General features: G+C 61.6%; 10 protein-coding genes. 4 read left to right on the forward strand and 6 right to left on the reverse strand.

Annotation, left to right across the window (positions count from 1 at the left end; translation table 11 throughout):
* Nucleotides 1-352: 352 nt before the first annotated feature.
* The 3 genes from Pla123a_RS23515 to Pla123a_RS23525 form a co-directional block, all read right to left on the reverse strand.
* Complete coding sequence (locus Pla123a_RS23515; RefSeq protein ID WP_146591641.1) at nt 353-2,197, reverse strand: sodium:solute symporter family protein; 1,845 nt, start codon at nt 2,195-2,197, stop codon at nt 353-355.
* A gap of 50 nt (nt 2,198-2,247) precedes the next feature.
* On the reverse strand, nt 2,248-3,255 hold the full coding sequence (locus Pla123a_RS23520; RefSeq protein WP_231956612.1) for a glycoside hydrolase family 130 protein: 1,008 nt from the start codon (nt 3,253-3,255) through the stop codon (nt 2,248-2,250).
* Nucleotides 3,256-3,353: 98 nt separating this feature from the next.
* The gene (locus Pla123a_RS23525; RefSeq protein WP_197528236.1) at nt 3,354-4,382 is read right to left on the reverse strand and encodes a glycoside hydrolase family 18 protein; all 1,029 of its coding nucleotides are present in this window, start codon (nt 4,380-4,382) and stop codon (nt 3,354-3,356) included.
* Between the two features lie 254 nt (nt 4,383-4,636).
* Between Pla123a_RS23525 and Pla123a_RS23530 the strand changes: the two genes are divergently transcribed.
* The 4 genes from Pla123a_RS23530 to Pla123a_RS23545 all read left to right on the forward strand — a co-directional run bounded on the left by Pla123a_RS23530 (nt 4,637) and on the right by Pla123a_RS23545 (nt 10,662).
* A complete protein-coding gene (locus Pla123a_RS23530) occupies nt 4,637-5,698 on the forward strand; it encodes a LacI family DNA-binding transcriptional regulator (protein ID WP_146591645.1) in 1,062 nt (353 codons plus the stop codon).
* A gap of 572 nt (nt 5,699-6,270) precedes the next feature.
* The gene (locus Pla123a_RS23535; RefSeq protein ID WP_197528237.1) at nt 6,271-7,380 is read left to right on the forward strand and encodes a DUF1559 family PulG-like putative transporter; all 1,110 of its coding nucleotides are present in this window, start codon (nt 6,271-6,273) and stop codon (nt 7,378-7,380) included.
* A gap of 297 nt (nt 7,381-7,677) precedes the next feature.
* Nucleotides 7,678-8,889, forward strand: coding sequence for a hypothetical protein (locus Pla123a_RS23540; protein WP_146591647.1), 1,212 nt, complete (start codon nt 7,678-7,680; stop codon nt 8,887-8,889).
* A gap of 177 nt (nt 8,890-9,066) precedes the next feature.
* On the forward strand, nt 9,067-10,662 hold the full coding sequence (locus Pla123a_RS23545; protein ID WP_146591649.1) for a hypothetical protein: 1,596 nt from the start codon (nt 9,067-9,069) through the stop codon (nt 10,660-10,662).
* Here Pla123a_RS23545 and Pla123a_RS23550 read toward each other — a convergent pair.
* The 3 genes from Pla123a_RS23550 to Pla123a_RS23560 all read right to left on the reverse strand — a co-directional run bounded on the left by Pla123a_RS23550 (nt 10,634) and on the right by Pla123a_RS23560 (nt 14,387).
* A complete protein-coding gene (locus tag Pla123a_RS23550; protein ID WP_197528238.1) occupies nt 10,634-11,713 on the reverse strand; it encodes an integrase core domain-containing protein in 1,080 nt (359 codons plus the stop codon). The genes Pla123a_RS23545 and Pla123a_RS23550 overlap by 29 nt on opposite strands.
* Before the next feature lie 488 nt (nt 11,714-12,201).
* Nucleotides 12,202-13,803, reverse strand: a complete 1,602-nt coding sequence (locus Pla123a_RS23555) for a LamG-like jellyroll fold domain-containing protein (protein WP_146591651.1) — start codon at nt 13,801-13,803, stop codon at nt 12,202-12,204.
* 74 nt (nt 13,804-13,877) lie between these two features.
* Entirely contained in the window at nt 13,878-14,387 is a 510-nt protein-coding gene (locus Pla123a_RS23560) for a sigma-70 family RNA polymerase sigma factor (RefSeq protein WP_146591653.1), read from the reverse strand.
* Nucleotides 14,388-14,453: the final 66 nt, after the last annotated feature.

Below are 14,453 nucleotides of genomic sequence, written 5' to 3' on the forward strand. Positions count from 1 at the left end.
CGTTGATAGAGCGGCGGTGATTCGCGACGGGCGTCGCTCCAAGAGCCGTTCAACGCGGTTCTCGACCTTGAATCAATGGGCTGGATCGTTGTACAACCTTCTTGAACACGACGCCCCGGAGGCGACCCAGCCAGCTCACTTCGTTCCGGCTAAGCCTCCACGAAGTGAGCTGGCTGGGATACAACACTGAAACTGGTTCCGCTACTGGGGGCAGGTCACGTTGGACAACCTTCCTGAATGGGACGATCGCCCGCCCACTTGGCAGATCTATCCCTCGAGCTTGCAAAAGCTTCTCTGAATTAGCTAGTCGGTAGAGACACTGCGTTAAGGCTAAGCGGCGCTGGGATGCGAGCTAATCCGCGGCGGGGACGAGCCGGTCGTACCAGAAGCGTTTCAGCAAAGCAGACGCTACGAAAACCACGAGGAGGCTCCCCGTCATCGCCGTCCAGTTCTGCAGCACCAGGTAGATCGGGGCTGCGCAGAGAGCGACCTGCCAGATGATCCCTACAGCGCATAGGGACATATCTCTGACGAAGCCGCTAGGAGGTTTGAACCCCGGGTAGTCGGCCTCAACCACACGGCGAATCGGCCCCCAGAACCCCCATGGACGCACGTTGCGGTAGAAATCCTGAAGGACCTGGTTGTTGTCGGCCGGCGTGAGCAGGCTCACCGCGACGGCGGTGAGGCCGCTCACCGCCAACAGTACCGGGAACATCCACAGCGCGGTAACGAACGGCATGACCGCTTCGATCGAGGCCCGCCAGGACGGCGCCTTGGACACGACTGCGGCGGCCAGCCAGTCGGCCCTGGTTAACAGCAGCGACGACACTACTCCGGTGACCATCCCGGCAAAGTAGCCCGCGCCGTTCAATCGCCACCAGACCCACTTAAGCACGTTGGGAGCGACGTAGCCGCCGTAGAGCCCCGCCGCGATCCATTGCAGATTGTCGTTGATGTCGCCGGCGTTGAGGCCTGCGACGACGCCGACAATCACAACCGCGATGCTTGCGGCGTAGCTCATCAGCACCAGCCGGCGGCTCGAGGCATTGGAGTTCAGGTACCGCTTGTACAGGTCGTTTACCAAATAGGCTGCGCCGGAGTTTACGGTGGAGTCGAACGTGCTCATGAACGCCGCCAACAGGCCTGCGAGCATCAAGCCAACCAGGCCGACAGGCAGGACCTGAACGATAACTGACGGTAGCAGGTTGTCGAGGTGCGGCGTTCCTGAGTTGGGATTCAACTCCACGAGCGCCAGCACAGCGACTGAGGCGATGAGCAGGTAGCGTGGCAGGAACAGCACCGGCGAGACGATGCCACTCATGAGCGAAGCCTCTCGCTCATTGCGTGCCGCGAGCACCCGCTGCATGTCGTAGCCCGGGGTCGGCCCGGCGATGCTCGCGAGGATGCCCTTGGCGAGCGCCATGCCAAGGAAAGCTCCAAACGCCTCGTACCCGCCTCGCGCCATCGCCGCGGCCGAGCCCTCCGGCCAGTCGAGGCTCAGCCTCCAGCCGGTCCAAGGAGAATCCCACCCGGAGGGAGTGAGAGCCGAAATCTGGTCAGGCGATGTACGCGTGAGTGCGACGGCGGTTACGAGGAGGGCGGCGGTTACGAGCAGTACGAACTGCAGCAGGTCGGTCAGCACCACACTGTACATCCCCCCCGCTATGACGTAGACCGAAGTCACGCCCAGGATGACGATCGCGTAGGCGTTCGGCGAAAATCCCCACGGAAATATCTCGGCCGCGAACCGCCCTACGCCGACGAACGCGTAGGCGATGAACGCGATTACGGTGACCAGGGCGAAGAGCACCACGCTGAGGTGCGCCATCACCAGCCCCGCGCCCTCGCCGAAGCGAGTGTGAAGCCAATCCGCGCCGGTAAGCGCGCCCGAACGGCGCAGCCAGGCGGCGAGGAACACCATCATGAAGACCTGATTGAAGGTGGGCCAAAGCCAAGGGATCCAGATGCTCTGCACGCCGTAGACGAACATCAGGGTCACCATCCACATGGTGCCCGTGATGTCGAACATCCCAGATGCGTTGGAAACGCCCAGCATCCACCACGGCAGGCTCCGCCCGCCGAGGAAGTAGCTCTCGATGCTTGTCGACGCGCGGCGGGAGAGGAGCACGCCCGACGCCGCCACCACTACCAGATAGGCCGCGATGATCGCGATATCGACCGGATGGAGGGTGTTCACGCGGGCTTCGATCTAGTTCGGCGGGAGGGTGCCGCCAACAGACTTGTGGTTCAGAACACAATCGAGTCGTTAACAATCGAGTCTAGCAGCGGGTCAAGCTCGGCGTAGGCGACGCAGGTCGTGGTGTCCGCGGCGCCGTAGTAAATCGCCAAGCGGCCTAGTTGCTCGTCGTGCAAAGCGGCGCACGGGAACACCACGTTGTCGACGTGGCCGGTGACCTCGTACTCGGCCTCGGGCGCCAGCAGCAAGTCGGTCTTGCGGTAGCGTACAATCCAGGGCTTCTCGAGGTCCAGGATGGCGGCGCCCATCGAGTACTCAAATCCTTTGCAGGTGTCCATCACTCCGTGGTACAGGATGAGCCAGCCGAGTGGGGTCTCGATTGGCGTCGGCCCAGCGCCAATCTTGGTGAGCTGCCACCAGACTCCCTGGTCGAGGCCGCCTCGCTTCATTACTAGTTGATGACCGCCCCAGTGCACCAGGTCGGGACTGCGGCTGATGTAGATGTCTCCGAACGGCGTGTGCCCGTCGTCGCTCGGTCGGCTGAGCATCCAGTAGTAGCCGTCTATCTTCCTGGGGAAGAGAACACCGTTGCGGTTGAACGGGAGGAACGAGTTCTCGATCCGGTGGTAGGTCTGGAAATCGCTGGTGTAGGCGACGCCGATGGTCGGGCCGTTGTGGCCGGCGCACCATGTCAGGTAGAAGGAACCGTCGAGCAGGCAGACCCTAGGGTCGTAGGCGTACTCGTTCAGGGGGCGGGGTTCGACGTCCGTGGCGAACTCGATCGGCTCCGGTTCGATCTGCCAGTCGAGACCGTTGTCGCTGAAGCCGGCGTGGAGCTTGGGGAATCGCCGCTTCTTCTCGACCCGGAAGATGCCGGCGAACTTAGAGCCGAAACGCACCACCGCCGAATTGAAGATCCCTAGCCCGCCGGGGACGTTCCAGGCGCCGACGACTGGATTTCCGGAGTGCCTCCATACGACCTGATCACAGCCGTCGGGGGCGGGTTCCCAGGGGATCGGCGCCAGTTCGGCGGCCGGAGTCGCGAGTGCTGGAGGCACAGCAGATCCTTGCAAAACAACGGGTTTGAACCAGTTCAGAAAGCGTCAGTCTAAGCATCGTGGCGCCCGAAACCAAGTGGATTGTCGGCCGCCTGACCTCACTCGGCCCCCTGCCATCCGGCGATCGACGCGTCCAGCAGAGGGAACCGGCCCTCGGGCAGGGAGTCATGCCCGATCGCCCAGAAGAATATGCCACGGTACCCTTGACTGCGGGCCCACTCCGCTTTGCGGCGTGCAGAGGCCTCGTCATCGAAGGCGACGATTCCAAGCTCGCCTTGGGGCGCAAGAATCCAGGGCGCCTTAGCGTGTGCGTCTTGCTTAAGGGTCCAACCCGCGTCGATTAGCTTTAGGATCTGTCGGTACGTTGGCGTGCCGAATCCGGCTGCGCGAGCCCCGGAGGTAGCCGTGTAAGGCTGGCGGAGGGGGAACTTCCGGCCGTAGAGTGGGATACCAACGTTGAGCTTGCTGCGAGGAAACCCCTGGGTCTCTTCCCAATACGCCATCGCCGCCTGGGTCGACCGCCATGCTGACTCGGGGTCCTCGGGGGAACCGAACAGTGGCGTGTGGTGCGAGGCTACCGCGGTAAACGGGCCCGAGAAGTCGTAGGTCATCACATTGAGGAAGTCGATAGCCCCTTCCAACGCGGGGCCATCGATCCACTTTCCCTCGGCCGGTCGCGCGGTCACCGCCGACGTGATTAACAGCCTCATGCCGGTCGTCGTCGTGACGCGGTCAAAGCTTGATCGGATCGCCCGCACGAGCTGAGTGAACCGCTGCTTCGTCGACTCATCCTTGGGGAACTCCCAGTCCACGTCGACTCCCGCGTACCCGTACTCGACGACAATCTGGGTAAGATCCTCGACCCAACTGGCCATCTTCTCGGGCGAGGAGGTCGCCATCTCGAAGCCGTCCGCGTCTCCCCAGCCGCCCACACTGAGTATGACCGGGGTGTCGTGCCTTGCGGCCCTTTCGGTAAGAGAGCGACTTGGGACCTTGTCGTTGGTCTCGATCTGTCCCTGCTTGTCGGAGGTGATGAACGCGTGGCAGACGTGGGTGAAACGGTCCCACGGGATGCTGGCCTCGTTGAACCCCTCGTAGGCAGGGTAGTAGCCGAGCACGACCGGCATGGGCTCCTCGGCCGCCGATGGTTGCGCCGCAGCCGTCGCCGCGAGAACGACGAGTGGGCTCCAGAAAAGGGCTCTGAGCACTAAGCGACCGAGACAAGCGGTAGCGAACAGGCGCGGCATAGTACTAGATTCTCCGGTGCGAGAAATCATGTCAATTCCGCCGGGGCGATTCCTGCGCGGCACTATAGCGGATAACCTGAAGGCGAGAAACTATCTTTTTTTGGCAACCCTCTCAACGCCCAATCAACTGTGCCATGGCACCTGCAGATCGACGACCGGCCCGCCTGAAAGACGTCGCCGCCGCGGCAGGGGTATCGAAGACCACCGCCTCAAGGATCCTCAACGGAGACACCGAGAACTTTGGCAAGGAGACCTGCGCCCGCGTAAAAGAAACCGCGAGCCGGCTTGGGTGGCGCCGCAACCTGCTGATCGACGGCATGCAGAAGGGACGCTCCAAGACGGTTGGGGTGATGATCCCGCCGCACGATTCGTTCTGGGTGGGCGTGCTTGCCGGCATCCACATTACCCTAGCCGAAGCCGACTATTTGCCGATCACGATCTGGATTGGCGACTGCCGAGAGTTTCCCGAGTTCAACGACGACGACACCGCGGGCGTGGAGCAAATCAATCGGCTCCTCGACCGGCGAGTAGACGGCCTGATCTTGTGGCCGAGCTTTGCGGTGGCCTATTACGACCACTACCGCGAACTGATCGAGCGACGCGTGCCGGTAGTCAGCATCGATCACCGGCTGCCGGACGAGGTGCACGCCGATTCTATCGAAACAGATGAGCTCGCCGGCGCGACCTGCGTCGCCGAGCACTTAATCGGCTTGGGCCACAAGCAGATCGCCTGCTTCGGCGCCCGCGAGACCGAGTGGCAGGGTTGGTCCGTGCGTCGACGCCAACTGTTCGAAGAAGCGGTGGCAAGCCGTGGTGGGAGTGTCGTAAGAAGCTGGAAAACCAACGAATCGGGCTCTGATGGACTCGAGGTCGCCAAGCAGGTGCTCACTTCTTCGCCGCGTCCCACTGCCGTGTTCGCCGTGTCGGACCACCAGGCGCGGATTCTCTACCGCGCGGCTGCAGATTTGGGCTTGCGGGTGCCCAAAGACGTGTCGATTGTAGGCTACGCGGATCTCGATTTCGCCGACGAGCTTTCGCCGCCGCTCACGACGATGCGGCAGCAGCCGATCGAGATTGGGCGGCAGGCCGCCCAGGCAGTGCTTGAACGCCAAGCCGATGAAGCGTCGATGGCGACGGGCAGAGTAATCTCGGTCCGCCCCGAACTGGTGGTGCGTGCGTCGACGAGTCGGCCCTGAGTCACAACAACGACCCCACTTCCCGCTTGCAGCAGGGGAAGCGATCAAGCTCCCTCGCTCCAAGGCAGGTGGAACGAGAGACGCGATTGAAGCGGGTTGGTTACAAGCAAACGGAGAATGGGGCGAAAAAAACTTGACACAATGATCCGAGAGCCCTAGATTCCAACCCCAGTGGTTCGAAGCGGCTCACCTACAAACACTGGCTCGGATCACTAAGAGTCTCAATTTCGGGCGGCGAGGGCGTTTTTTTTCACGCCCAGTTGAACTAGTTTAACTCCTCTTTTTTGCTAGCGGGAAAGAAGATCACCGACCTGATTATCGGGTCGATTAACTGTTTCCGTTTTGAAGCTATCGAGTTCCTCGGCCAACTCTGTCGCCAGTAGTTGACCGGTGGTTTTTTATCGCGGTTTTTGGGTGCGATTTTTTGAATCGCAGTTTCGTGGCCTGCGTTTGCGCGAACCGTGTTGTGCCGCGCGACGAAGGTCGCGGGCCGGCTGCTGGTGCGAATGGACATCTCTTGTTCAGGCGAGCCCGTGGCTTCCGATCAGGACTGACTCGAAAGGACAATGACTATGTCCAGGAGCTTGCTAGCGCGCGTCGCGGTGCGGCGCGGGTTCACGCTGGTTGAGTTGCTTGTAGTAATAGCAATCATCGGCGTCCTGATCGCGTTGCTGCTGCCAGCGGTCCAGTCCGCCAGGGAGGCCGCGCGGAGATCGCAATGCCAAAACCAGCTCAAGCAGATTGGGCTGGCCATGCAGAACCACGTCGACAGCCTGAAAGTGTTTCCTACCGGCGGGATAAGCACCTGGCCACAGATCGAGGACTACTCTGACCCGGGCACACCCTACACGGCCGGAAAGCAGGGGCTGAGCTGGGGTTTCCAGCTGTTGCCCTACCTAGAAGAAGGGTCGGTTCACGACATCTCAACGACGCCTCAACTCTCTGGAACGCCGATTGAGATGTACTTCTGCCCCTCTCGGCGGGCGCCTACCCAGAGCAGTGTCGGCCGGTGGTTGATCGACTACGCGGCGCTCGTGCCAATGCCTGCCAGAAGCCAGCTAGGAACCAATGGAATTTACGGCAACTACGATACGCTGCTCGATCGGGCGCCGGGCCGTGAGTACGCCTTCTGGGGGGACGGAGCCGGTGGCGTCTACCGGCACGACCCAGCTGTGGCGCCCGGATCAGCGGCCGTGGCCGGTCTGTCAAAGTACAACGCAACGAGTTACACGAGCTACTGGGGGGTGATCGTGCGAACCAACTGGTGGGTCAAGAAAGGGACCGGCGGTCCCCCCGCCTTCGCGCCGGTCAGGACCGGCACGCCCAACCCGATCAAGATCGCCCGGATCACCGACGGCCTCAGCAAGACGGGCGTCATCTGTGAGAAGCGGCTTTCCGACAGCGAGACCGACAACGACGCGGGCTGGTCCGACGGCTGGGACTACGACACGCTCCGGTCCACGATCGCCCAGCCGTTCTCGGACTCGACCCCGAAAGAGCAAGTCAGCCAGGTAAACGGCGGCAACGGCCAGTTTATTACTGCCGGCGCAGCCCACACGGGCGGGTTCTTCATCTCCTACGCGGACGGCTCGGTCCGGCTGCTCAGCTATGAAATCGACCAAGAGACCTTCAACCGCATCGGGCACCGTTCGGACGGAGAGATCATTAACGAGGGCGCCTAACCCCTTCCACCTCGGCATGTGCGGAGGTGAGAGGGAGCGGTTTCGACAGACACGATTCGCGAGCGTGGATCTCGTGCAGTTATTTAGAGGCTACACGTTGAGCGCGTTGGTTTTGATAGGGGAGATCGGTGCATGAGAGGGAAGTAGCCCTCCGGTTGGTGCGGTCGAAAAAAGGCGTTGGCGGGGCAGCCATTGCAGGCAAGAAGAGCTAACACCGTTGTTGATTGACCGTAGATTGCCTGGGGCAAAGCGGTGCTCGTCTAGTTTCGTCATCTTTGTTTATTTAGGGGGTTCGGCATGACTCTTCGACGTTGGGTGCTGACGGCGGTCACGGCAATGGCCGCCACAGCGAGCTCGCAATCGGGCGCTCAAGATATCCGGAACTACAATGTCAACTTCACCTCGAGTCCGCCGACGATTGACGGCACGGTCTCTCCCGGCGAATGGGACTCCGCCGCTGCGGAGGCCGGCGACTGGCGAGAGCTCCGCAAGGATTTCAGCGACGTTGACGAGGACAACAACCGCTTCCGGATCCTGTACGATACCAGCAACCTCTACATCCTCTACGAGACCGACTACGACTTCGGCTTCTTGGACGAGCTGTTCCCGGGCAACCCTGCGATCTCATTTGGAGAAGAGAACCTAAACCTTTACATCGACCCAAACCGGGACGGCGACCTCAACACGAACAACGCGGGCGATCCCGTCCCGGCGGGCCAGTCGACCGACCAAAACGTCGACGGGTATCAGTTTGCGTTCAACCAATACCTTGGGACCCACGTGTCGACCGACGCCGATCGCGACGGGATTGGTTTCTACACCGAGGCGCACGTCAACACCCCATTTGGCGATCAGGGCAATTGGAACCAAGGGGGGAACACCGTCGAGGGACCGGGATTGTCTGGCAGTGGTATTGTCGTCGCCCAGACCAACACCAACTCGCCCTCCGCGGGTCAGCCATCAGGCATCGCCGAGTTAGTGATTCCTTTCGCCGACCTAGACGCGGACCAATTTATCCCAGCCCCTGCCCCTAATGCCGACTACAACGGCGACGGCAACCAGGACGCGGCGGACTATACTCTTTGGCGTGACACGTTCGGAACCGTTGTTGGTAACGCCGGAGACGGCTTGCTTGACGGTGCGGACGGGAACGATGATGGCACCGTCAACGAGGCCGACTACGATCTGTGGGTCTCGGGGTACGGCCGCGGAGACGGCGCGGTGCTCCCAACCGGTCTCAATGCTACCGACGGGGGCGCACGCTCCGGCCCGGAGGCTGGCGAGGTGTGGGGATTCAACATTTCGATGATCACTCGTGACGCGGCCAATAACTTTTTGCCGATCTGGAACTGGCACGACAGCAGTAGTTTCGCGCTATGGCCGCACGGCATGCTGACCTTCCAGGCGGCGCCGGGGGCCGGGGCCGGATCGACGGCGCCCGAGCCCGCCGGGGCGGCGCTGGCGGTGATCGCCGGCCTCGGAATGCTGCGGAGACGGCGTCGGTCGTAATCGATCTTGGTGCGCGGGGCAGAGGTCCCGCGTCGGAATCTCCTGACGCGGGGCCTTGCGCACTTCCGGGGCGGAGTGCGCAAAGCCCGTTTTCCGCCAGTTCAGTCTGCTGACCGTGGGCGTCGAGGCGGGTCGTCGTAAGGTGAAATCCCGCCCCGCCTTCCGCGAGCCGGCCGAATGAAGTTTTGCACCCGTGTCGCGTGGTCGTTGATATGGCTAGCCGGCGGCGTCGCGTGGGGGCAACCTGTCACGCTGCGTGGGCCGGGGCTTGAATCAGGCCAGTACGAGGTGACAACGTTCGCGGACGGTTTGAATTTCCCGGTTGGCATGACCAGCCTTGATGACGGGTCGGTGCTCGCCGCCGTGAGCAACGGCTCGTCTTTCTTTGGCAGTTCCAGCGGTTCAATCGTGCGCCTCGTTGACGCCGACCGGGACGGCGTGGCCGAGTTACGCGAGACACTGGTCGCGGACGTGCCTGGCGGCCGGCTCTCCAGCCTCAAGCGGGCGGGCGATTTGGTGGCAGTTACCGGGCAGGGGCAGAACGTACCGATCTCCTTCTACCGCATAAGCGATTCACCATCGGAGCTCCTCTCGCCGCTGGGGCAGCTGCAATTCACCTATCCAAGCGGTGGCTGGCTTCACCCCCACTCGTCGCTGCTGTTGCGCGAGTCGCCCCAAACGGACGGCGATTACGAGCTGTATTTTCAGCTGGGGTCGGATGCTAACTTTCAGGCTACCCGACGCACGGTGGGGCTTGGAGGAACGCTGGGGCTTACGGCGACGCTCGTAGGCGAGGCAATCCACCGGGTCACCCTGCAGGACATCGGTTCTGGCTTGGTCGCAACCTCCCACGACGTGGTAGCGACCGGCCTGCGGAACCCGACGGGTCTCGCGTTCCATCCGCTGACCGGCGACCTCTACGTCGGGGACAACGGGATCGACGGGCTGGTTGATCCGAACGAGCCGACGAGCCCGGACGAGATCAACGTCCTTCCGGCGACCGACCTGGGCGGAACGCCGGAGAGCTATGGGTTCCCGTCTACCTACCAGGAGTACCGCTCGGGGGTCGATGTTGGCTCGTCGGGGCTGGCGCCCCTGACGAACTTCCAGCCGCTGCCGTCACCCGACGGGGCAGAAGCCGAAGGGATCAACGAGATTGCGTTCTCGCCGCCCCTCTTCGGCGGCTCGCTCGCCGGTGGGATCTTCGCTGGTTTCCACGGCATCTACAGCGGTGGCGGTCTCAGCAATGAAGAGAACGCCGTCGCGTTCGTCGATCCGGAGACCGGGGCCTACTTCCATGTCATCGGCAATGACGAGCCGGCGATCGGGCATCTCGACGGGCTCCATTCAACCCGCGACACCCTGTTCTTGGCCGATATCTCCCCAGGGGGAAACCTGTCTCCCACGAACGCGAATTCAGGGAAGATCTACGCGATCCGTTCGCTGATCAGGCCCGGTGACTACAACCGCGATGGCTTGATCGACGCGGCCGACTACACCGTCTGGCGGGACACGCAAGGGGAGTCCGGGCTCGGGCTTGCCGCGGACGGTGACGGCGACTTCGCGGTAGGGCTCGGGGACTACGACGTCTGGCGCGACGCCTACAACGCTGCGTTGGTAGCAGGCGCCAATAGGGCGCCCGCACCCGGCGCCGTGACGTTATTGCTGATCGGCGCTGTCTTCGCTATCGGACTTTGCGCGCGCGTAAGGTCCAAAAATTCATCCGACACCAGATTTCGCGAGTTCACGCCGCCGCTCGGTGGTAGTGCTTGAGCATCCCGCCAAGCCGTTCGCGACACTGGATCACCCCGTCCGGTGGCGGCTCATCAGGGGCTTCAATCAACCGGTTGTCGAGCCCCTGATGATTTCTCTCCGCGTGGTAGTGCTCCAGGTACTCACGGACGGCGTTCCGCAACGCGTCTTCGCCAAAGAAGATCATTCGATCGAGGCACTCTTCCTTGATGCTCCGCATGAAACGTTCCACGTGGGCGTTCAGGTTAGGCGTCTTGGGCGGTAGCCGAAGCGAGTGCACGCCGCCGTGGCTGACCGTGTTTCGGAACGCGGCGGAGAATTTTGCGTCCCGGTCCATCAACAGCAGCCGCGAGTCGTTGAGGAAGCCGTCCTCGTCGTCGATCAGATTCCTTGCGACTTGCTGCATCCACACGTCGTTCGGTGACGTCGTGCAGCCCGCGAAGCAAACCCGACGCGTGTTCGGCTCGATCACGAAGAGCAGGTAGAAGGTAAGCAAGCCTCGCGGCGTCCAGACCTCGACACTCGTGAAGTCGACCGCCGCCAGCTGGTCCCAGTGCGCCTTCAGGAACTCCTTCCAAGGCGTCCGCTTCTTGCGGAGCGGCGCGGGTTCCAGGCCGTGGGCCTTCAAGACATTGGCGACGGTCGAATCGGAGACCTCGTGGCAGAGGTTCGCCAACGCTCCCTGGATCCGGTGGTAGCCCCAAGAGCGGTTCTCCTTCGCGATCTTTAGGATCAGCTCCGTGACTTCCTTCGCGACCGGGGGCCGGCCTGCTTTCTTCCGCCGGTCGCTGTAGTCCCACTTCTGCGCAACCAGCTTCCGATGCCAACGCAGAATGGTATCCGGAGTGAAGAGGGGCATGATCGACTCCAGGCCCTTGCGGCCCAGATCCTTCCCTTTGACCGCCAGCCTTCTCCTTTGATCGTCGGTAAGCAGGATCCGCTTCTTTCCAATCTGCTCGCGCAGGACGCGGTTCTCCGTGCAGAGGTACTCGATCGTTACGTTCTGCTGGCGGTTCACCCAACCGACCGCCCAGACGAAGGCGAGATGCCAGGGTTGCAGGGGCGTGGTCATCGGGCCTCCCGGCGAGCTTTGCTAAAGGCAGCCAGTTTACCCGATTCCGGACCCGGGATCTCGGCCGAGATTGATGGACTATCCCGCCAAAAGAGTCTACAAATCAAGGCGATTCGCGTCGGCTGAGTTTTTGGACCATACGCGTTGCTCGGTGTCTGGCCGGAGGTCGATGATCCACCGGACGAGGGCGAAGAGATTGTCTGCCGGCAGTGGCTTGGCGGCGTGTTGAAGCACTACGAACGAACGGCTGCCTGACCAGATAAAAGAGACAACTGCTATCGAGACGTTGCGTGGCTTCACGCTGCTCGGCCATGCGGGGTTGGTGAGACCCGCATGATTCGTGTCATTCGTTTATCTTCGTTCACGGCTTCAGCATCGATATCGACTGACGATTGCCGGTCGAGATCAAGTGAGAACCTTGTTGAACGGGACGAAGCAATGCCACAAGAGCAAGAATCGCATCGGATTTTTCTAGCCCTGACAGCGGCTCATTCATTGGATCCGAGGAGATAGAGCTGTCGGATATCTACCTCCGACAGTGCACGATGAAAAACTGCGAGTTCGTCGAGAACGCCATCCCATTTCCCGTAGGTCTCGGCATACTCCTCACCGTCGACCAATTTGTCGCCAATCGCAAGCTTGTTGAGGGATGGGCTAGAACCGAGGCCTTCGCACGGCGTGCTTGCCACTTCTTCGCCGTTGCGGTAGAGACGCAGCACTTGCCCATCCGCTACAAAGGCCACGTGGTGCCACTGGTTGAGAGGAAGCGGGACGCGATCAACCACTTCAATCTCTTCCCCTGCCGCGTCAGTGATGTGCGCGGCGAGTTCTCCGGTAAATCCGCACAACCCAAAATGCAACTGCCCACGGATCTGGCTTCCCCAGTTCTTGGCGATGCTGCCCCAGTAGGGGCGTGACCGCGCGCGCACCCACGCCATCGCGGTAAGTTTACCGGTCGTTGACCTGGGGTATTGCGCAGCAATGTACGAGTCCAAGTCGCTCCGCGACATATCAATCCCGATCCCCACCCTCCCCGGAGCCCACAACCCGGGACCGACCGAAGAACTAGCGATTTCTGCGTCGATCCCCGAAGCTGATGAATCGACGAGGCGTCTTGGGTCTTCTCCCGGCTCCATCCGGTAGTAGAGGACCGGCGCGTACCCCATTACAGCGGCCGGATACTGATCGGTCGCGAAAGAATTGGGACGCAGGAACTTGTTTGAGTCGAGATCGATTCCAGCGGGCGTGCCTGAGGCGTCATCGATACGCGTCGCTCCGCCGCCGTAGAGAGTCAGCATCGCGACATTTGGTTCGAGGCCAACGAGGCCACGCGGCTCGACCCTCACCTCGCCGTTGAATACGTGAATCTCGGTGTCGTCGCCGGCTCGCGACTCGACAGCAAAGTCGGTGCCGAGATCGACCACCCGCCCGCCGCTTGTCTCGACCACGAAGCCGATCGCTTCTTCTGGGATGTGCGCTGCAACCTTTCCTCCGTGAAGCCGAAGCGTAGAAGCGTCAACCAGGTCAAAGAGGGCCGGCGCTTGAACGACCAGGCTGGCGCCGCTGTCGTATTGAAGTTCAAGAATACCAGCAACCAAGTCGTAGGGCCCTTCCCGGAGTCGGTCCCCCGCAGCGACCTTTCCTGACGCATCGAGACCGAACACAAACTGCGCGTCGATAGATCGATGAACCCTGGCAACCTCGCTCCCACGTGATGGATCGATAGGCTCCTCCCCGGGATCGGGCAGCGTGAAGGGAGCCACGGTGACCAGCACACAAACAGCCAGCGCCAACGCAGCAAGCGTGACCATCGTGGGAAATCGCAAGCCGGCTGATGGGGCCGCACGGTCCTGGCTATTCGAGAGTTCGACCCGGCGGTCGTCTATCGATGCATGGAGAACGCCGTGTTCCGCTAACAAGATCGCCTGGAACTGGCAGAAGTCGACATACCTTTGTCGGAGGTACTTGTCATCGGCGACCAGCGCAGCGATCTTCTGATGCCGGTCAGGATCGGGCTGGCCGTCGACCATCTCTGCCAGCAGCAGATCCAACTGACGTTCTGGGTCGTCGTCGCGTTTTACGGTTGACATGGCATGCTACTCGAGCCGATACACGGCCAGTCCTGGCTGGGCGACAGGTTTGCGCCCTTCACTTGCGCTCAAGGTTAGGTCATAGATCGCACGACGCACTCTTCCAAGGCGCGTCGCGCCCGGAACAATCTCTGTGAAATCGCATTAGAGGCCAAGGAGAGCTTCGTGGCAATTTCAGAAACCGATAGTCCGTCGAGATAGCGCAATCCGACCACCGTGAGCATGTTCTTGGGAAGCTTTTTGAGGCACTCGGAAAGTAGTTCCCGCCGCGCCTCTTGGAGTTCGTCCGCAGCGCTTGCTTCGACAGCAAGCGTCGCGACCAGGTCATTGCTGAAGGTTACACGATCGCGAACCCGTCGTTGGCGGTAGCTCATAACCTGAAAGTGTGCGACACGGAAGGCCCAGGCCTTGAAGTTCGTGCCGGGCTCGTACTTGGAAGCGCCTTCCCAAAGATTTACGTTGGTCTCTTGGAGCACGTCGTTGGCGTCGTCGGGGTTACCCATAAGCGTTAGCAGGTACCCGTAGAGACGCGGCTGGAACTGAGTAATCAACTGCAAAAACTCTTCTTCGTTCTGTCGAGTCATCCAACTGGGGGCGGGTTTCGGTAGGATCGATTGCGAATGAGAGTCGGTCGTCTGCGGTTTCTTCTA

It is taken from the genome of Posidoniimonas polymericola, assembly GCF_007859935.1.
Classification (GTDB): Bacteria; Planctomycetota; Planctomycetia; order Pirellulales; family Lacipirellulaceae; genus Posidoniimonas; species Posidoniimonas polymericola.

Coding starts and splice junctions, on each gene's coding strand:
- Pla123a_RS23555 (WP_146591651.1), bottom strand. CDS start 13,803: ATGTCAACCGTAAAACGCGACGACGACCCAGAACGTCAGTTGGATCTG.
- Pla123a_RS23560 (WP_146591653.1), bottom strand. CDS start 14,387: ATGACTCGACAGAACGAAGAAGAGTTTTTGCAGTTGATTACTCAGTTC.
- Pla123a_RS23525 (WP_197528236.1), bottom strand. CDS start 4,382: ATGCCGGTCGTGCTCGGCTACTACCCTGCCTACGAGGGGTTCAACGAG.
- Pla123a_RS23535 (WP_197528237.1), top strand. CDS start 6,271: ATGTCCAGGAGCTTGCTAGCGCGCGTCGCGGTGCGGCGCGGGTTCACG.
- Pla123a_RS23530 (WP_146591645.1), top strand. CDS start 4,637: ATGGCACCTGCAGATCGACGACCGGCCCGCCTGAAAGACGTCGCCGCC.
- Pla123a_RS23540 (WP_146591647.1), top strand. CDS start 7,678: ATGACTCTTCGACGTTGGGTGCTGACGGCGGTCACGGCAATGGCCGCC.
- Pla123a_RS23545 (WP_146591649.1), top strand. CDS start 9,067: ATGAAGTTTTGCACCCGTGTCGCGTGGTCGTTGATATGGCTAGCCGGC.
- Pla123a_RS23550 (WP_197528238.1), bottom strand. CDS start 11,713: ATGACCACGCCCCTGCAACCCTGGCATCTCGCCTTCGTCTGGGCGGTC.